The following is a 19,445-nucleotide window of genomic DNA, read 5'->3' as shown; positions in this document are numbered from 1 at the left end:
TTGTCATAATACTAGGAAAGTATATAATTTTTTGCAATTAAAAGTGCATCACCGCAGGTGTTTCACAGGTTTGCAAAGTGTTTCATGCATCCAAAAATGATGGCTAGCTTCACGGGTTAGCCCTTCGGAAATTAGATAAATCGGTCCTATTGCGCTCTTCGATGCTCAGTCGGACCGATTTCCTAAATTTCTTTCAGGGCTGAACGAACCCGTTCAGCTTTTCTTATTTCAATTCCCTAGAGTATCGGGGACAGCAATCTGGAAAAAGCCTGTTTGAATTTCCGGCCCTTCGATTGTTTTGCGAAGTAATCATGGGTTGCGCGTATACACTTTTCCTGATCTTCTTCAAAATTCGCGATCAATTCTTCGGCCACTTCACGATCATAAATAAAGGCATTGATCTCAAAATTCAGTTTGAAGCTGCGTACATCCATATTTGCCGTACCTAACGATACGATTTCATCGTCAACCACGATCACTTTTGAATGCAGGAAACCGTTCTGGTACATATAGACTTCGGCACCGTACTCTATGATGTCTTTGGCAAAATATTCCGTTGCCCGATAGACGAAAGGATGATCCGGCTTCGAAGGAATCATGATTTTGACGCTTACACCGGATAAGGCCGCGATTTTGAGCATTTCGTGCAGACTCTCGTCAGGTATAAAATAAGGTGTCTGTATGTAGATCGATTCCTTGGCTTGGCTGATCATCTTCAGAAAACCCATTTTGATGGTCTGATCTTCGTCATCCGGCCCGCTTGCCACAATCTGCATGGCTGTATCGCCTTTTTTATCGGCAATCGGGAAATAGGCCTCTGCATAATCTTTCCGATTCTTTGGCTTGGCAACCGCATTCCAATCCATGAAGAATCGGCTTTGAAGCGTCAGGACCGCATTGCCTTCTATCTTCATATGCGTGTCCCGCCATTCACCGAGTTCCCCTTTCCCCAAATACTCGTCGCCGATATTGAAACCGCCAAGGTAAGCAACTTTGGCGTCCACCACCATTATTTTGCGGTGATTACGATAATTCATCCGCAAATTGACGAAAGGTATTTTTGACCCAAAAAAAACTTCCGTCTTTCCGCCTAATTTTTCGAGGTTATTGAAAAATTTTGAATCATTCCCTCTGCATCCCATTGCATCGTAAACGACAAGAACCTCCACACCGGCTGCTGCCCTGTCTTCCAAAGCAGCCAGAATGCGTTTCCCCAGCTCGTCTGAGCGAAAAGTGTAATAAAGCATATGCACATGATCTTCAGCTTTGTAGATGTCCTGAACGAGCGCATCAAACACACCTTCACCGGTCTTGAATATTTCAAGTTTGTTCCCCTTAGTCAAAATGGATTCATCACTTTCCAGGAACAGGATAGCCGTTTTTTGTGCATAGTCGGTTTCGACCAAACCTTGCGCCAGATCTTCATCCTCCAACATCTCAATCTGGACCTTCGCCAACTGGGACATCCCCAAGCTTTTTTGCGTGCGCATATCATAGATGTTTTCTTTTGACATCTTTTTCCCTATAAAGAGATAGATGATGAAACCCGCCACCGGCAGCAGGTTTAAAGTCAGCAACCATGCCCAAGTGGCAGCGACGTCTCTTTTTTCTTTAAAGACGGTGATGATTGCACCGATTGTATTTAAAATGATGATTGCCGTAAATATTATTGACCAAATACTCATATGACCACTCCAAATCAACATAATGACAAAACATGTTACCACCTAATGATAGCACACGAGCCCACAAAAACAGAAAGACGAAGTCCGGATAATTAAAATCCGTCCTTCGCCTTCCATTTTTCAATCATTTAATAGTTTCGATTTTTCTTTTCTGCTCAGGAAACGGCTGCCTTTTGGAATGTACGCTTTAGGAGCGAATTTTGCAAGCAACACCAGAACGACTGCGCTGACGGCAAAAGTTGCCGCAAACGATAGCGCCTGTCCCGGAAGGAAATGTGCAAAATCAGAAACACCGGCAGGAACTGCTTCCTTGCTGAGGAATATGTCCGAAATCAGCGCCCAAACAAAATAGACAAGCGTTCCGAAAAAGGATGCCGTCACTATATTCAAGGCTGCATTCGGGAAACGTTTATTGTTCAATGTGCGTTGCGTAAATTTCGCGAAAAAACCGGCGATGCCCACGAAAACGAACGGTGCCGCTTGGGTCAGGATATCTGCGGCAACATCCGTCCCCTCTCCTTTGAGCGCAAACAAAGCGAGGCCGGTCAGTGTTCCTGAAACCAGTCCAAGCAATATTCCTCTGCGGAGGGAAACGAAAAGCAACGGCAACAAAGCAAAAACAATAGTGTATTCTCCAAATGGCATGGCCACGTATGCCAAGGCGATCGCGAGCCCAGCAAACAGAGCTGCCTCGATCCAAGCCTTCGTACTATTAGAACCCATAAAGATGAATCTCTCCTTTTCAACAACGATCCGTTTCATTGCTTTTCCGGCAAACGGGCATCAGCTCTTCTTCTGATAATTGGATGCTTCCATGATGATCGGTAAAATGACCGGTTTGCGCTTCGTCTTTTCAAAAAGATAACGGCTCAACGAGTCACGTATCTCTTGTTTTAACTTGGCCCAATCAAAATCTTTCGTATGCAGGTTATCTTCCACTACTTCCCTGACGATATTCGAACTTTCCTTGACAAGCTCTTCGCTGGCTTTCATGTAGACGAAACCACGCGAAACGATTTCCGGACCCGACAAAATTTTGTTCAATCTTCTGGAGATCGTCACAACGACAACGAAGATGCCATCTTCCGACAACAGTTTGCGGTCGCGCAAGACAATATTGCCGATATCGCCGACGCCGATTCCATCGATCAGCACATTCCCGGCTGGGACCTGTCCCGTCATATGCATACGTCCTTTCGCATATTCGATGACATCGCCTTTGCCGGGGATGAATATGTTTTTGAACGGAATGCCGACTTCATTCGCCAACTGGGCATGTGCAGCCTGCATCCGGTACTCGCCTTGGACAGGCACGAAATACGTAGGTCTCAGCAGGTTGATCATCAATTTCAGATCGTTCGGCGAAGCATGTCCGGATGCTTTGTATGTTCCCGAAATTTCCCGCACGGACGCACCGGCGCGGTAAATCAAATTCTTGGTTTTTGCGACTGTTGTTTCCATCGCTGTGGAAGGCGTAGTCGTGATGTAAACCAAATCGCCCTCTTTAAGGTTCACTTGCTTGTGTCTGCCTTTGGACATCCGTTGCAATGCTTCCAACGGTTCCCCGCTATTGCCGGTTTCCAGCACCAAGACTTGCCCATCACGGTAATCATTGATGTTTTTTACATTCACAAGCAGATCTGGAGTCGGCAAGACTAGTTTTCCTAGTTTCATGGCGACGTCGACTGTTTCGACCAAAGTCGGTCCTGTCAAAAAGATCTTACGGTTGGCTTGGAGAGCGACATCAAAAACTTGCTGAATGCGCAAAATGTTGCTTGCAACACAGGACACGATGATGCGTCCTTCAGCATTGATGAAGGTATCAAGCATTTCTTCCTCAATCTTGCGGTCACTGACATTTTCCGTAGTTGATTCGGCATCTCCGGAATCGCTCAATAGTGCCAATACTTTGCCTTCGCCGATATCCGTAATTTTGCCGTAATCGGTCCGATACATCGGGGATGCGCTTTGATCAAACTTGAAGTCACCTGTATAGACGACACTGCCTTCTTCCGTCTTCACACAGATCCCTACAGAATCAGGGATGGTATGCGTGGTTCTGAAGAACCGGACGCTGGTATTTTCAAATTCAATTTCAGTGTTTTCATCGATGATGTGGTAATCCTCAAAGCCTGTAGCCAATCCGGTTGATTCAACCGCCAGTTTAGCCAACGCGATCGTCAAACCTGTACCGAACACGGGTGCATCGATATTCTGCAATAAATAAGGCAATGCTCCTACGGCATCCGCATGACCATGCGTCAGGAAAATACCCGCTATCTTATTTTTGTTTTCCTCCAGGTACGTGAAATCAGGGATGACAACATCAATTCCCAACAATTCGTTTTCCGGATAGAGCAGACCGCAATCCAATACAAAAATTAAATCGTCCACTTCCACTAAATACATGTTTTTACCGCTTTCTCTCACACCTCCGAGAGAAATTATTCTTACTTTACTCATTGTACCACCTCTTATTTTTCAGCTTTCTGTGCTGTTATCTATATTGATCGTTTGAATGCCTTTCTCCGTATTTTCGTCCCTGAAAATCAGCACGGCTGCTTTGCCGAGCTTCCTTCAGAGTCTACAAGCGAACGCGTTTTCTTCGCATCCGGCTAAACGTGACCGATATCCTCTCTGTTATATTATACATGATTATCGGCAAAATTGTAGCATTTGCTTCAGTTTCTGTTCCGGTTTTCTGAAAGTGCAAAAAAAGACCTGCCAAAAGGAACGGACCGGGAAGGTGTTTAACCAAACACCCTTCCCGGTCCATCCTTTGACAGGCCCTGTCATATCCGATTCTTCAGTTGACGCGGATTTGCTCATCCGTATTCAAAAATTCTACAGTAGGCCCATTTCGATCATTTTTTCAGCGATCTGCACAGAGTTCCAAGCAGCGCCCTTCAACAGGTTATCCGAAACAACCCACATATGGAAGCCATTGTCGACATCCACATCCTTACGGATACGTCCGACAAATGTTTCATTCTTTCCGACTGATTCGCGGGCGGTCGGATAGACTTGATTAGCTGTGTCATCCTGAAGCACAACTCCTGGAGCATCTTTCAGCACTTCCCAGATATCTGCGACAGAAACGTTTTTATCGTCCACTTCAAAATAGACGGATTCCGAGTGTCCGGACATTACAGGGATGCGCACGCAGGTAGCAGAGACTTTGATGTCCTTGTCTCCCATGATTTTTTTGGTTTCATTGATCATTTTCCACTCTTCATACGTGTAGCCGCCTTCGCTGAACACATCGATTTGCGGTAAAGCATTGAATGCAATCGGGAAATGCTTCTTATCGCCACCACAAGGCAAGATATGCGCGACCGGCTCTTCACCGTTCAGGACAGCTTGGGTTTGAGCTTTCAATTCTTCCAAAGCATGCAGGCCAGCTCCGCTTACCGCTTGGTACGTGGAAACGATGACGCGATCCAAACCGAATTTTTCGCGGATCGGTTGCAAAGCCACCACCATCTGAATAGTGGAGCAGTTTGGATTAGCTATCAGCCCTTTGTGTTTGCGCAAGTCTTCCGGATTCACTTCAGGAACAACCAATGGCGTTTCCGGATCCATACGAAAAGCACTCGTATTGTCGATGACGATGGCTCCAGCTTTGATCGCTGCAGGGGAGAATTGTTTCGTGATGCCGCCCCCAGCGCTGAATAAGGCAATATCGATGCCTTCAAATGAGTCATCAGTCGTTTCTTCAATCTGCAGTTCCTGCCCTCGGAAAGTCTTCACTTTGCCTACAGACCGTTTAGAAGCCAACAATTTCAAACTTTTTATCGGAAAAGAAGCATCCTCCAACAAGCCCAGCATTTTTTCTCCAACAGCACCCGTAGCACCTACAATGGCAACATTATACTCTTTCATCATTGATCCCTCACTCATTCATTTTCTGTACTATCTATTTTTTTAGGATTTGGATATCCTTCACTTAAGCATTTTACCATACTTTATTAGAAATTTTTAATCTATTTTTTAATTATCCAAAAAAACATTCCACGCAGAAACCCCGCCAGGGCTCTCTGTTTGGAATGCTGACTGTTGGCTATTTTGTTTTTTCCGATGATTCCGTGGATTTTCTGGATGCAATAACTGAACTGGGTTTCTTAATCCAAACGGACTCTTCCATCCTCCTGCAGAATGGATTCGATTTTTTTCTGGATTTCTTCCCTGCTGTGCACATTCGCGTTTTCGCATTCGAATGCTTCATCCCCACAAACCATGCACGTTCTCGGTTCATAGCCTATTTCCATTCGCTGCACCTCGATCATCTTGCCTTCTTCCAGATAAAACACGCTGATCGTGAACAGCTGGCCGAGCAAACTGCCGTCTTCTATCATGATGGCGGCTTGCTTCACAGCAGTCGGATAGGTATCGACGACGACAAAGTATTCCGGCCCTGTATCCAAATCCATCAATTTTTCATAGGTGACTTTCCATTTATTTGTTTGGATCGCATTTTTGACTTCTTGGATGCCGATTTCAGAAATCTGCCTTACGATGGCATTATATTTGACTGGTCCAGGAATATTGCATTTAAGGGAAATCAACGTCTGATTTGCGTTTGTCTTGCTGATTTCCTCTTCAAAAAAGGCACGTTGTTCCCTTGAGGCCAACACTTCCTTGAGCGTCGGCATTTGACCTTGCGAGAAAATAGATTCTGGCACCATTGCACTCATCCTTTACTGTTTTATTTTGTTCTCTTCTAAACAAACGGAACCGGAGCAGCCAGATTCGTTGCTGTTTCCGTTTGGTCCTTCTGCGCCTTCGAGCTGCCCGTGTATCCGACGACCTCGTGCTTCTTTATGATTGAACGACAGATTGGTTGCTGATAATGATGATACCATTATTTGTTACAAAAACTTACATGGAAGCTTCGCTATGTCCACAATTTTGCTACAAAAGAGTCCTGGAGGCGAAATCGGAGCCATTATTTGACTTTGCTGCTGATTGGACACAAGCGAATAATGAAACCACAAAAGCGTTTAAAGCGCTTTCATTAACGGAGACGATATAATCAGAAAATATATCCATAAAATGCAACCGTAAAAATTTGTTTCTCTTTACACTATAATAACGCTTTTATGAAAAAAATTCATTGATTTAATATTAAAATCTATTATTAATCAACATTACTCTATTTGTCAGGATTATTAGAATAATTGTGGCAGGCTTTCTTACGAGCGCGGACCTTAACTACCATCCGCAAAAAGAACAGGCATCGCCTTTTTGTGAAGGTTATGCCTGTTCTTTGCGTACAGTATTATTCTGTTATAAGCAGTTTACTTTTCTTCCTTAGTCAATAGTGCTTTACGGGAAAGATTGATTCTGCCTTGTCTATCGACTTCGATGACCTTGACTTTGACTTTGTCGCCGATGGCTAGGACGTCTTCGACTTCTTTGACACGCTCGTTAGCCAATTCGGATATGTGGACCATACCGTCTTTGCCTTTTGTGATTCCGACGAATGCGCCGAATTTTTCGATGCGTTTTACAGTACCCTCGTAGATTTCGCCGACCTTCACTTCATGTGTCAACTCTTCGATGATTTGTTTAGCGCGGGCAATCATCGCCGTATCAGCTGAAGCGATGCTCACGTTGCCGTCTTGATCGATGTCGATCTTCACGCCGGTTTCTTCGATGATGCTGTTGATCGTATCCCCGCCCTTACCGATGACGACTTTGATCTTATCAGGTTTGATTTGCATCATTTCGATTTTCGGAGCATATTGGGACAATTCTTCGCGAGGGGCTGCAATCGTGCTTGTCAGCTCAGCAAGGATTTCCATCCGCGCTTTTTTCGCTTGCATCAATGCTTCAGTCAGGATTTGTTCTGTGATTCCTTGGATTTTGATGTCCATCTGCAATGCAGTGATGCCTTCGCTTGTTCCGGCAACTTTGAAGTCCATGTCGCCCAAGTGGTCTTCAAGTCCTTGGATGTCCGTCAAGACTGTATAGTTTTCGCCTTCCATCACTAAGCCCATCGCGATACCCGCTACCGGCGCTTTGATCGGTACACCCGCGTCCATCATTGCCAGCGTGCTGGCGCAGATGCTTGCTTGTGAAGAGGACCCGTTGGATTCCAATACTTCCGAAACCAAACGGATTGTGTAAGGGAACTCGGCTTCAGTCGGGATGACTTGTTTCAATGCACGTTCACCCAAAGCACCATGGCCGATTTCGCGGCGTCCAGGACTTCCTGCTCTGCCGGTGCTGCCGACCGAGAATTGCGGGAAGTTGTAATGGTGGATGAATCGTTTGCTGTCTACCATGCCCAGGCCATCGATAATCTGATGTTCGCCCAGTGGAGCCAATGTACAAGTGGACAATGCTTGCGTCTGTCCACGCGTGAACAATCCGGAACCGTGTACGCGCGGCAATAAACCGACTTCTGAAGCTAACGGACGGATCTCGTCGATTTTACGGCCATCAGGGCGGATTTTATCGACTGTGATCAAACGGCGCACTTCGTCTTTTTCCATGTCTTCCACGATTTGGCGGACTTCTTTGGAGATTTGTGCAAAGTTGGCGTCATCCAGATACTTTTCTTTGAAGAACACGATTGCTTCAGCTTTCACATCTTCAATAGCGGCCTCACGAGCCAATTTTTCTTCTGTCATGATGGCTGCCGTCATTTTTTCGCCATAAGCAGCGGTAACTTCGGCTACAAGTTCAGGATTCAAAGATAAAAGTTTGACTGTCATTTTTTCCTTGCCGACTTCGGCTACGATTTTATCTTGGAAATCGCATAATTCCTGGATCGCTTTGTGACCGAACATCAATGCCCCAAGCATATCTTCTTCATTAACCATCGCAGCACTGCTCTCAACCATGTTGATGGCAACTCTCGAACCGGCAACGGTCAACTCAATATCGGATGCTTCATTTTGTGGAACGGTTGGATTCAAAACATATTCGCCATCCACGCGGCCAACATTCACTCCAGCGATCGGTCCGTAGAACGGAATGTCGGAAATCGCCAACGCCAAAGAGGAACCGAACATAGCAGCCATTTCAGGCGCGCAATCCTGTTCAACGGACATGACAACGTTTGTGATCTGCACTTCGTTGCGGAATCCTTCAGGGAACATCGGGCGGATCGGACGGTCGATCAAACGCGCCGTCAATGTTGCGTTTTCGCTCGGACGGCCTTCACGCTTGATGAATCCTCCAGGTATTTTACCGACTGAATACATTTTTTCTTCATAGTTCACAGTCAATGGGAAGAAATCGGTATCTTTTGGTTCTCTTGAACCTACAGCAGCCGTCAACACAACGGTATCTCCGTATCTCACCAATACCGCACCGTTGGCTTGCTTAGCCAATTGGCCGATTTCGACTTGCAGCAAACGACCTGCCCAGTCCATTTGGAACACTTTTTTTTCTGACATGTTATCATTCTCCTTTTGCGATGCTTCCCATCTACCAACTACTAAACAAATGTCAACCTACTGATGACTGTAAGCTCACATTTGTATAGTAGCGGTCTGTAGAGCGGGAGCCTCATTCCATTATAGCTGATTGCTCAGCATTTTTGCACTCATTGTCCAAAAAATCCCAAAAAATAAGCGAGATTCACAGTGGAATCTCGCTTCATATATCTTAGCCACGAAATTAACGACGTAAGCCTAATTTTTGGATTAGTTCACGGTAGCGGGGAACGTCTTTGTTACGCAAGTAAGCCAACAAATTACGACGGTGTCCAACTTTTTTCATTAAACCACGGTAAGAATGGTGGTCTTTTTTGTGAACGCGTGCGTGCTCGTTCAAGTGGTTGATTTCATACGTAAGAACTGCGATTTGCACTTCAGGGGATCCAGTATCTCCTTCGTGAATAGCGTATTCTTTGATGATTTCATTTTTAAGTTCTTTTGAAATTGCCATTTTTTTCACCTCTTTCATAAAGTTACCTTTAACTGAGTAAAACGTTGGTGATTCGTTTAACCAAGTTGAAGGTCGTATATATAATACATGGAACAGTTTAACGTAATTCCTTACCGATTGCAAGTGAAAATCACTTTTTTATAAACCTTTGTATTCAGCTTTCAGCTCCAATACCATGTCACGGATTTCAGCCGCTTTTTCAAAATTGAGGGCTTTAGCGGCTTCCCGCATTTCCCTGTCCAGTTGATCGAGCGCTTCGCGGCGTTGTTCCATCGTCATCGCTTTATAGACGCTCAAAATGCTGACGTCCCCTTCTGCATCTTCAGGTGTATGCGAGATGCTGATGCGGTCACGGACTTCTTTGATGATTGTTGTCGGTGTGATGCCATGCTTAATGTTGTAGGCTTCCTGCGTCGCACGGCGCCTGTTCGTTTCAAATATGGCCCGCTCCATGGAATCCGTTATGCGGTCCGCATACATGATGACCTTCCCGTTCTCATTGCGGGCCGCTCTTCCGATCGTCTGGACAAGCGAGCGCTCGCTCCGCAGGAAGCCTTCTTTGTCGGCATCCAAGATGGCGACAAGCGAAACCTCCGGAACATCCAACCCTTCCCGCAATAGATTGATGCCGATCAATACATCAAATTCTCCCAATCGGAGATTGCGGATGATTTCCGCTCGCTCCATCGTTTTGATTTCGCTGTGCAGATAATTGACTTTGATGCCGACTTCCTTCAGATAATCGGTCAAGTCTTCCGACATCTTCTTCGTCAAAGTAGTGATGAATACCCGTTCATTGCGTTCGACTCGCAAATTGATTTCACTTATCAGATCATCGATCTGACCTTTGATCGGACGCACTTCCACAATCGGATCCAACAAGCCGGTCGGTCGGATGATCTGTTGGGCAACATAAGGACTTTGTTCATATTCGTAAGGGCCCGGTGTCGCTGAAATATAAAGGATCTGATTGACCCGTTCCTCGAATTCCTTCAACATCAACGGGCGGTTATCCAAGGTGCTCGGCAGACGGAAACCGTATGCCACCAGCTGTTCTTTCCGAGAACGGTCCCCGTTGTACATGCCGCGTATTTGCGACATCGTGATGTGCGACTCGTCGATGACTGTCAAATAATCATCCGGGAAAAAATCAAGCAGCGTGTATGGTGGCTCTCCAGGAGCGCGGCCATCCATATGTCTGGAATAGTTTTCGATTCCGTTGCAGTATCCCATTTCCATCAACATTTCCATATCGTAGTTGGTTCGCTGTTCCAAGCGTTGGGCTTCCAGCAGTTTGTTTTCTTCGCGCAGCACCTTAAGGCGATCCTTCAGTTCTGCCCGGATCATATCGACTGCATGCAAGGTCTTTTCTTCATTTGCCACGAAGTGAGTGGCCGGGAAAATGGGGAAATGTTCGACGTCGTTCTTGATTTCTCCGGTCAGCACATCGACTTCCCGGATCCGATCGATCTCATCCCCAAAAAATTCGACACGGATAGCCTCATTATCGCGTGATGCCAGAAAAATTTCGACCACATCCCCGCGCACACGGAACGAGCCACGCCGAAAATCGATATCATTGCGTTCAAACTGCATTTCCACCAGCCTGCGCAGCAGTTCATTCCGTTCCATCTCCATCCCTTGCCGCAACGATAAGGTATGCTCTTTATAGTCCAAGGGATTCACCAGGCCATAGATGCAGGATACGGAAGCCACAACAATAACGTCACGCCTTTCCAGCAAGGAACTGGTTGCGGAATGACGCAGTTTGTCGATTTCATCGTTTACGCTGGATTCTTTCTCTATATAAGTGTCACTGGAAGGAACATACGCTTCGGGTTGGTAATAGTCATAATAACTCACAAAATATTCGACGGCGTTATTTGGGAAAAACTCCTTCAACTCGCCATACAATTGCCCAGCCAACGTTTTGTTGTGCGCAATGACAAGCGTCGGCTTGTTCACTGCCTGGATGACGTTCGCTACCGTAAACGTCTTACCGGTCCCAGTCGCGCCCAACAATGTTTGCGCCCGTCTGCCCAGATTCAACCCATCGACGAGCTCTTTGATGGCTTCCGGCTGATCACCGCTGGGCTGGTACGGGGAAACTAATTCAAAATGATCTTTCATGGACGATTCACCTCTTCACTTACTATTACAAGTATTTTACCACCCAAACATACTTTCGTACACTTTAGAGCTTTCGGCATCGCCTGGCCCGATTTTGACCCAAAAATTTCAAAATTTGTATCTCCAAATTCCAGGTCGCTAGGATTAAAAAAGGAATCTCTTGCATTTTTTATTGCACAACCCTCAAAAATTATGTATAATATGGCATGTTGGCAAAACAGCCTAATAGTTATAGAAATAAGGAAAGAGGGGTGAACCCAATGCCAAATATCGATTCAGCAATCAAACGTGTTCGCACTAGCGAAAAAGCTAACCTAAAAAACAACGCTCAAAAGAGTGCTATGCGTTCAGCTATCAAGAAATTTGAAGCTGCAGTAGCAGAAGGCGCTGAAAATAGCGAAGAATTATTAAAGGCAGCAGTTAAATCTATCGATTCAGCAGCTTCTAAAAACTTAATTCATCAAAACAAAGCGTCTCGCGACATTTCTCGTTTAACTAAAAAATTAGCAAAATAATTTTTTGATTTAAGAGACTTCAAAACGTAAGGCCGAAGACAGACCAGTCCAACTGGTCCGTCTTCGGCCTTTTTCGTATGTAAAGTAATTTGTATAAATTATCAAACTAAGAAGCGTATCACCGCAGGTGTTAAACTGATTTGCAACTTATTTCATGCATCCAAAATGATGTCCAGCTCCACGGGTACGCCCTTCGGAAATTATTTATGTAGGAACCCCTTGTCTCTTCGAGCCAAGGATACTGTTCGACTAACCTGCTGACGCAGGAAGTCTCTCAGCATATTGCGCTCTACGATGCTCAGTTGCATGGGACTCTTAGGGATTCATCCCTTAGAGCCCCAGTACAAGGTGACCGTAGGGAACGTTGCAAGGCACGATTTCCTAAATTGTCATGACTCTTGCGATTTCAATCGCTTAGAGGCATGATACACTTGACCGACTAGGTCACAGTGTACCCTTAATTCAGGGCTGAACGAACCCGTTTCGCTTTTCTGCTTTGATTTTATTGTTTGGGCATTGCGTTTGCGTAACGGATCAGAAACAGCTCAAATTGTATCTCCTTCAGCCCTTGCCCTGTCTTCATGTTGTATTCCGTCTCGACCAATCCCTTAAAAGCATCCGCCAAGACCTTTTCGGAAAGGTTCCTCACTTGTTGGAAAGCAAGTTTCACACGATAAGGATGGATCTTCAATACTTTGGTGATGTCGGTTTGTTGATAACCATTTTTTGAGAGCAGCTTCACTTGCAGCAACAGCCGGAATTGCCCCAAAAGGATAGCGTTGATTTTGATCGGTTCCTCTTTTTGGAGCAACAGATCCCGATAAATCTGGATGGCCAGATACGTGTTCTTGTTCAGAACCTGCGTCACCAATTCAAAAATATTTTGTTCCAGATTTCGCGGGATCAAGTCGATCACCATCTGTTTCTTGAGTTTCTTGTCTTCAGATCCGGCGAGAAACAGCTTAGGAAGCTCCCGCATCCCCCGCGAAAGTTGATTTTCGATCCGCTCGTAAAATAGCTCGAGTGCGTCGCGGTCCATCTGATAGCCTTCATTTTTTATCATATCCCCCAAAAATTTGCGGGCTTCTTTTTCCGCTAAAGGAGAGACATCCACAGTGACGGCCTTCTTAGCCAAGAGTTTCGATAATTTTTTTCTGCTGTCCAATTTTTCGTAAGGCGCAAAAATAGCCAGAATCGTTGTGGGCGAAGGGTTCTCCAGATAACTCTCCAGCCAGCCAAGATCATGCTCCAGCCCATTTTTGGCTTTTTCGGCCGTCAAAAACAGCGGGTTTTCGATGATGACCAAACGTCTCTCCCCAAAAAAAGGCAGCGACTCCGCATCTTCAAGAGCCCGATCCAACACTGTCTCATCCATATTGAATATACCGACATTCAAATCCTTGTCGGCTTCGTCAACCACCGTACGCAGCAACAGCTGCTTCGCTTCTTCTATAAAAAAATCTTCTTTGCCCAAAAATAAATAGACCGGCTGAAGCTGACCTTTTTTTATTTTGGACATCTCCGTTGTATAATTCACGTTTGGACCACCATTCATCATTTTTATTTTTTGTTCTCCAAAATGGTTCGCCATTCTGTTTCCCTTGAACCATACAGGAAGTGGATAGCGCCCTGTCGATCCGTGCGAAATATAGGGATATCCCGCAATTCCAGACGTTCCAGTATTTCCGCATCCGGATGACCATACCGGTTCTGTTTCCCTGCGGATATCAAGGCCAATTCAGGTTGGACATGATCCAAGAAGCCTTCCGAACTGGATGCTGCGCTCCCGTGGTGGCCAATTTTCAGGATATCGGTCTTCAAATCAGGATAAGTGCGCATCAGCAAATCTTCCCCTGCTTCTCCAAGATCACCCGTGAACAGCCAATCCAAACCGCCTATGCTTGTTTGGATGACCAATGAATCCTCATTTCCGCCTTCGCCCGGCGCTAAAGGGGCCAGGATATGAAAAACAAAATCAGCATCAATCTGTAGATCAACCTTGCCCAATAAAGGGAATAGATCCACTTGGTGTTGACTTTGCAGTTCAAGGAGCACTGCGGCGAACGCCGCATTCCCTTCCGCTCCTTTAGGGAAATAAACCGCATCAATCGGCAAACCTTCGGCGAGTTCCCGCAACGAACCGACATGATCCTGATCGGCATGCGTCAGAAAGACCCTGTCCAATTTTTTCACGCCTTCGGCTTTTATGATCGACACAAGCTTTTCTCCGGCTGTGGTCGCTGTTTCCCGGACTTGCCAGGCTTCTTTTTCAAAAGTCAGCATGCCTCCCGTATCGATCAGCACGGCCCGACGATGAAAGGGCGTTATGATCAGAATGGCATCCCCCTGCCCCACATCAAGCATGACGACTTTTCCGGAAGGCGCGAGCTGATGGGCGAAGGAAAACAGGCCGACAGCAGCCATCAGGAACCCGAGCACCCGGATATCCCTTTTTTTCTTTTCAACGCTCAGCAAGAGCAGAATCAAGGCGAGCCAGACCAACGCAAAATAAAAGGCGGGCGGTCTTCCTGTAACCAATGACGCAAAATCCAAATCCGCGGCTGCTCCAGCGAAGCTTTCCAATAAGGTGAGCAATTTGTCGGACACGGTGCAGAGCAATCCCAGCAACGGGGTTCCCGGGGAAAAAAGCACGACAAAGAACAACAACCAAAACAGCGGAAAAAGCAACCAAGAAAAAAAGAACGAAAAGATCACATTCACAAAGATCCCGAGCCACGAGACCTCAAAAAAATGATAGGCGACGACAGGAAAGGACGCCAATGTCATCAGGGCCGTCAAACAGATGTCCTTCAATAGCCCGTTCATTTTCCATTCCGAACTGACCGGAGCCACGAAATACAATACCCCGGCCAAAAGATAGCTCAATTGGAAACTTGCCGAATAGATCAGCAGCGGATTGTAAAAAACAGCAATCATCACCGTAAGCGCGAAGGCATCTTTCGCTTCAACCCGATGGCCGGTGATTTTCCCCATCAAAAGGATAAAATGCGTACAGATAGCCCGGAAGACACCGATTCCCCACCCGGTCAACACACCATAAGCGATCAAAAATACAACAAGCAGCTTATCCGTGGTCTCATGGCTGACTTTCATCCGCAGCAGGATAAAGCGCATCTGAGACAGCAACAGCTGGATATGCATACCGGAGATGGAAAAAAGATGCAATAAACCAATCCCACGATAGGCATCCAACGTATCCCCGGCAATAGCATGCGGCTGATTGAATAACATGGTTTGGATGTAGTCGGTAGTCTGGACAGCAGGCAACTTTTCCAACAGCAAAATGATGGATCTCCTGATGCTGCTGGGCCAGGACCAGAAAGAACGATCCTCGCTCCGGAACTGCATCGCTTCGATCGTGACGACCCAATGGATGCTTTTCGCATTCAGATAATCTTCAAAATCAAATTGGTGCAGATTCCGCTCAGCTTCCGGCTCCTCCAACTGGACTGTGGCAACGACCCGTTGGGGAAATCGCTTTTGTTCCCAGTTGAACTTTTCTTCTTCCGTTTCGATCGTGTAATAGAAATAAACTCTTTCTTCCTTGCCTTCCGATTGCAGCAGGGCTTCCCCTGTCAACAAATCGCCGTTGACCCGCATGTCGTTCGGATCCAACTGCAGCGCAGCCGTTCTGATCGCTTCCGCTTCCTGAGCAGAGAACGCAGATGCACTTGAAAAATCGTGGACCAGCAAGCTCAAAAAACTTGCGGTCACTACCGCGGCAGCAATGACGTTCAAAACCTTGGATTGCATAAAGAAAAGGCGCGCAAAAATGGCAACTAGCAGTACCCATGCAAAAACGTTGGTTCCGTCAAACCCAATAAGGGTCATCGGGAAGACGAGCAAGGCAGGCAAAAGCAGATAGCCTTTAATGGTCAGTCGTCATGATGACCGCAACAAGCAGCAGAGCCATCATCTGATTGTTCTTTTCGTTTCAGTAATTGAGAGAAATAATCCGGATCGAGGGGGACTTGTTCATACGGAATGTCCATTGCATCCAAAAGATGGACAGCGTAGGAGTCATTATGATAGTCTTCCAAATAGTAGATTTTCTTGATGCCGGCCTGCAAAATCATTTTTGTGCATTGCAAGCAAGGAAAATGCGTCACATATATTTCCGCATCCTGGGTCTGGGCGCCGAATTTGGCACACTGCAGGATCGCATTCATTTCCGCGTGGATGGTGCGGACACAGTGCCCGTTCACAACATAGCAGCCCTCATCGATGCAGTGGACATCGCCGGAAACACTTCCGTTGTATCCTCCGGCTATGATGCGTTTGTCTCTGACGATTGTGGCACCGACCTCCAAGCGTTTGCACGTGCTCCTCAGCGAGAGCAGCACGCTTTGTGCCATAAAATATTGATTCCAAGGAATTCTTTCCATGCAGTAACCTCCATCCATATATAAAATTAAGTATACAAGAGCCGCTCCCTTGATTCAATTTTATTTTGCGCCGACCGTGATTAGATTTTTAAACCCCTCGAAGGTTTTTTCACCGATTCCTGAAACTTCCATTATTTCCTCAATCGTCTGGAAAGAGCCGTTCTCCTCACGGTACGCGATGATGAGCACAGCTTTTTTTTCACCAATGCCATTCAATGTCTGCAGCAATACCGCATCTGCCGTATTGATGTCCACTTTCTCGGTTCCAGCCACCCCATTTCCGCTCTCTTGTTCGGCCAGCGGATTTTCCGGCACCGCAATCGGCCGCTCCGCTTCTTCCCCGATTGCAGGAATATAGATCACCATCTGATCCGTCACGCGCTGGGACAGATTCACTGTGTCGGCATCAGCCGTTTCGCGCAATCCACCCGCCAAATCAATGATGTCAATGACGCGCATAGCAGCCTCAGCCTGGTATACACCCGGGTTGCTTACGGCACCTTTGATGTCGACGATGATGATTTCCCGGACCGGCTCCGACTCTTCCGGCTGCTCTGGCGACTGATTTGACTCAGCGGAGCTGGCCGCCACATAGGTTTCATCCAACTGCAGCTCCCCTGTGCCGATTTCTTCCGTATTGCCGTATATCAACCTGCCCAAGCCAAAGAGACATACGACGAGAAACAAAAACAAAACAGCAAACCTGATCACTTCCTGTTTATGGCAAGCAAGCCATTCCCGAATAGCATCCAAGCTATCCCTCCTTTCGCATCCATTGACAACATACGCGAAAAGGCGCAGAAACATTCAGCCGTCCGAAAAAATTATCCGCCTGGTCATCAAAATAAAAAGGTTGGGAAAAGAACCAGCGGCTCCTCTCCCAACCTAATGCAAATGCTCGATTCATTCCGATATTTTTTTACCCTTGAACGCGCTGTCCTGGAATTTCTGAAGGATAGCGGCATTGATGTTGGCCGGCACCAAGGTGGATACATCCCCGCCGAACATCGCGACTTCCTTGATCAGACTGGAACTGAGATAACGATAGTTTTCCGAAGACAACAGGATCACCGTCTCCAGATCCGGAGCCTGCAGTTTGTTCATCGAGGCAATGCTGTGTTCATACTCGAAGTCCTTTACGTTTCGGACCCCGCGCAAAAGCGCGCAGGCACCGACATCCCTTGCCATTTCGATCGTAAGCCCACCGGTATGGCGGATGACACGGACCTTTGGAAAGTCACGCAAAGCTTCGGCAACCAACTGGATTCTTTGCTCACCGTCAAATAAAGATTGCTTGGATGTGTTGGTCGACACTGCAACAACGATTTCGTCGAAAACAATGGCTGCACGGGAAATCGTATCGATATGCCCGTTCGTCAAAGGGTCAAAACTCCCCGCAAATAGCGCTGTTTTTTTCATGGAATCAACCTTCCTGATAGTAGTCGAACATTTCGATAGCGATGGTCCCATAAACGGCACGCTTCCACTTTCCGTACGGGCCGATTTGTTCAGGCAACGTGTTCTCCTTTGCCATTTCACAGACAAATACGGTTTCCTCGTTGACCAACTGCAAGGCAATCATTTCAGTGATGTCAGCCACCGTCTTTTCTTCAGCATACGGTGGATCAAGAAAGACCAAAGAAAATTGCGTGTTTGGATTTTCCGAGGCGAAGACACGCAGATTTTTTCGCGCATCCCCTGCATAAAGGCTGAATTTCTCCGCTTCCTTCGTGACCGCGATGTTTTCCTTGATCGTATCAAGCGCTTTTCGGTTCTTTTCGAACAACACCGCTCTGTCGATCCCTCGGGATACAGCTTCGATCGACAAGCCACCGCTGCCTGCAAACATATCCAGGCTGATTCCGCCATCAAAGAACGGACCGATGATATTGAACAAGGACTCTTTGACCTTGTCCGTTGTTGGGCGTGTATTGCTGCCAGGAACGCTTTTCAATCTGCGTCCCTTGTATTCTCCTGCGATAACTCGCATCTGTCCTCACCTACAAACAAATATTTTTTATTTCGGTATGCATTCTAAAAAGAATAAGTCTTCGTTTCAAAAGCGGACACGTTGTATTCCGCTTCAGGATTACTGCGATCTTTTCTGTCAGGAAGAGCATTCTTCAGGGTCATGTCGATTTCAGGACGATGCGACAATTCCACTTTCCTGACAAAATGCAGACTGTTCAATTTTTCTGCCGTAGCCTGTGCCTCTTCCTGATCGACGTACAACAAGACATACTTCATTCTGTTGGAAACATAATGGATATAACCGTATCTTTTCAAATTTTTGATCTGTCTCAAGGTATAGACCCAGACGACGATGCCCTGCCTTTTGGTCACTTCTAAACTCATATGTTTACCCCCTACTGGAAATATGTATCTGACAAGCTGCAGGCATGTTTGATTCCCCTGATTGAAAAAATGGGTCCCCTGCAGAAACCAATATATTCGGTGAAATAGCATGCGCCAATCGCTCGGAAACCTTGTCCAAAAGCAGTTGTAATTCACGTTCCGCTGTCCGAAAGCGATAGACGGATTCATCCAAGTCCATGATCCGCTTCGCCTGGTAAACGCGTTGTTTGATTTCCGCATAACCCGGTGCAAAGTCAGGGTAGGCTTCGACCCGTTCGTATGCCTCTTTTGCTTCATTGAATGCCCTTATCTTAGCGTTGGCCTCTTCATTTTTTGCCAGAAGACGCTTTGCTTCCTTATAAGATGACATTGTTTCTCCACTGCAGATTGCTTCCACAAGCCGGAATGTTTGGTCTTCCAACGCAAAGTACGCTTCATTGATGATCATCTTATTC

Annotated in this window: 17 protein-coding genes; 1 reads left to right on the top strand and 16 read right to left on the bottom strand. The window is 46.3% G+C overall.

What is annotated here, in order from left to right; all coding sequences use genetic code 11:
• Positions 1–236 precede the first annotated feature (236 nt).
• The 8 genes from cls to uvrB form a co-directional block, all read right to left on the bottom strand.
• The gene (gene cls / locus C8U37_RS01220; RefSeq protein ID WP_108031465.1) at positions 237–1,685 is read right to left on the bottom strand and encodes a cardiolipin synthase; all 1,449 of its coding nucleotides are present in this window, start codon (positions 1,683–1,685) and stop codon (positions 237–239) included.
• A gap of 120 nt (positions 1,686–1,805) precedes the next feature.
• Positions 1,806–2,408, bottom strand: a complete 603-nt coding sequence (locus tag C8U37_RS01215) for an energy-coupled thiamine transporter ThiT (protein WP_170100141.1) — start codon at positions 2,406–2,408, stop codon at positions 1,806–1,808.
• 60 nt (positions 2,409–2,468) lie between these two features.
• Positions 2,469–4,148 carry a ribonuclease J gene (locus C8U37_RS01210; protein WP_108031463.1) on the bottom strand — a complete coding sequence of 560 codons (1,680 nt, stop codon included), beginning with the start codon at positions 4,146–4,148 and terminating at the stop codon, positions 2,469–2,471.
• Positions 4,149–4,529: 381 nt separating this feature from the next.
• Positions 4,530–5,570 carry an aspartate-semialdehyde dehydrogenase gene (locus tag C8U37_RS01205; protein WP_108031462.1) on the bottom strand — a complete coding sequence of 347 codons (1,041 nt, stop codon included), beginning with the start codon at positions 5,568–5,570 and terminating at the stop codon, positions 4,530–4,532.
• Between the two features lie 236 nt (positions 5,571–5,806).
• Positions 5,807–6,370, bottom strand: a complete 564-nt coding sequence (gene citX / locus C8U37_RS01200) for a citrate lyase holo-[acyl-carrier protein] synthase (RefSeq protein ID WP_170100140.1) — start codon at positions 6,368–6,370, stop codon at positions 5,807–5,809.
• A 612-nt stretch (positions 6,371–6,982) separates the two neighbouring features.
• Positions 6,983–9,091 carry a polyribonucleotide nucleotidyltransferase gene (gene pnp / locus C8U37_RS01195; RefSeq protein ID WP_108031460.1) on the bottom strand — a complete coding sequence of 703 codons (2,109 nt, stop codon included), beginning with the start codon at positions 9,089–9,091 and terminating at the stop codon, positions 6,983–6,985.
• A gap of 223 nt (positions 9,092–9,314) precedes the next feature.
• Positions 9,315–9,584 carry a 30S ribosomal protein S15 gene (rpsO, locus tag C8U37_RS01190; RefSeq protein WP_086628176.1) on the bottom strand — a complete coding sequence of 90 codons (270 nt, stop codon included), beginning with the start codon at positions 9,582–9,584 and terminating at the stop codon, positions 9,315–9,317.
• 138 nt (positions 9,585–9,722) lie between these two features.
• The gene (uvrB, locus tag C8U37_RS01185; RefSeq protein WP_108031459.1) at positions 9,723–11,714 is read right to left on the bottom strand and encodes an excinuclease ABC subunit UvrB; all 1,992 of its coding nucleotides are present in this window, start codon (positions 11,712–11,714) and stop codon (positions 9,723–9,725) included.
• A gap of 260 nt (positions 11,715–11,974) precedes the next feature.
• On the opposite strand from uvrB, the gene rpsT reads away from it, so the two are divergent.
• Positions 11,975–12,229 carry a 30S ribosomal protein S20 gene (rpsT, locus tag C8U37_RS01180; protein ID WP_068562182.1) on the top strand — a complete coding sequence of 85 codons (255 nt, stop codon included), beginning with the start codon at positions 11,975–11,977 and terminating at the stop codon, positions 12,227–12,229.
• A gap of 502 nt (positions 12,230–12,731) precedes the next feature.
• Here rpsT and holA read toward each other — a convergent pair.
• The 8 genes from holA to C8U37_RS01140 all read right to left on the bottom strand — a co-directional run bounded on the left by holA (position 12,732) and on the right by C8U37_RS01140 (position 19,438).
• Positions 12,732–13,766, bottom strand: coding sequence for a DNA polymerase III subunit delta (gene holA, locus C8U37_RS01175; RefSeq protein WP_108031492.1), 1,035 nt, complete (start codon positions 13,764–13,766; stop codon positions 12,732–12,734).
• A gap of 23 nt (positions 13,767–13,789) precedes the next feature.
• Complete coding sequence (locus C8U37_RS01170) at positions 13,790–16,003, bottom strand: DNA internalization-related competence protein ComEC/Rec2 (protein WP_170100139.1); 2,214 nt, start codon at positions 16,001–16,003, stop codon at positions 13,790–13,792.
• Positions 16,004–16,125: 122 nt separating this feature from the next.
• The gene (locus C8U37_RS01165) at positions 16,126–16,635 is read right to left on the bottom strand and encodes a ComE operon protein 2 (protein WP_106448737.1); all 510 of its coding nucleotides are present in this window, start codon (positions 16,633–16,635) and stop codon (positions 16,126–16,128) included.
• Positions 16,636–16,695: 60 nt separating this feature from the next.
• Positions 16,696–17,388: a helix-hairpin-helix domain-containing protein gene (locus C8U37_RS01160; RefSeq protein ID WP_211306090.1), complete on the bottom strand. Its 693-nt coding sequence runs from the start codon at positions 17,386–17,388 to the stop codon at positions 16,696–16,698.
• A 150-nt stretch (positions 17,389–17,538) separates the two neighbouring features.
• Entirely contained in the window at positions 17,539–18,054 is a 516-nt protein-coding gene (coaD, locus tag C8U37_RS01155; RefSeq protein ID WP_108031457.1) for a pantetheine-phosphate adenylyltransferase, read from the bottom strand.
• A 4-nt stretch (positions 18,055–18,058) separates the two neighbouring features.
• On the bottom strand, positions 18,059–18,625 hold the full coding sequence (rsmD, locus tag C8U37_RS01150; protein WP_108031456.1) for a 16S rRNA (guanine(966)-N(2))-methyltransferase RsmD: 567 nt from the start codon (positions 18,623–18,625) through the stop codon (positions 18,059–18,061).
• A gap of 44 nt (positions 18,626–18,669) precedes the next feature.
• Positions 18,670–18,990, bottom strand: a complete 321-nt coding sequence (locus C8U37_RS01145; protein WP_107995846.1) for a YlbG family protein — start codon at positions 18,988–18,990, stop codon at positions 18,670–18,672.
• A gap of 4 nt (positions 18,991–18,994) precedes the next feature.
• Positions 18,995–19,438, bottom strand: coding sequence for a YlbF/YmcA family competence regulator (locus C8U37_RS01140; RefSeq protein WP_108031455.1), 444 nt, complete (start codon positions 19,436–19,438; stop codon positions 18,995–18,997).
• Between the last annotated feature and the right edge of the window lie 7 nt (positions 19,439–19,445).

The organism is Trichococcus patagoniensis (assembly GCF_003051085.1).
In the GTDB taxonomy this organism is placed as follows: Bacteria; Bacillota; Bacilli; order Lactobacillales; family Aerococcaceae; genus Trichococcus; species Trichococcus patagoniensis.
This window is presented reverse-complemented; position numbering and strand designations above follow the sequence as displayed.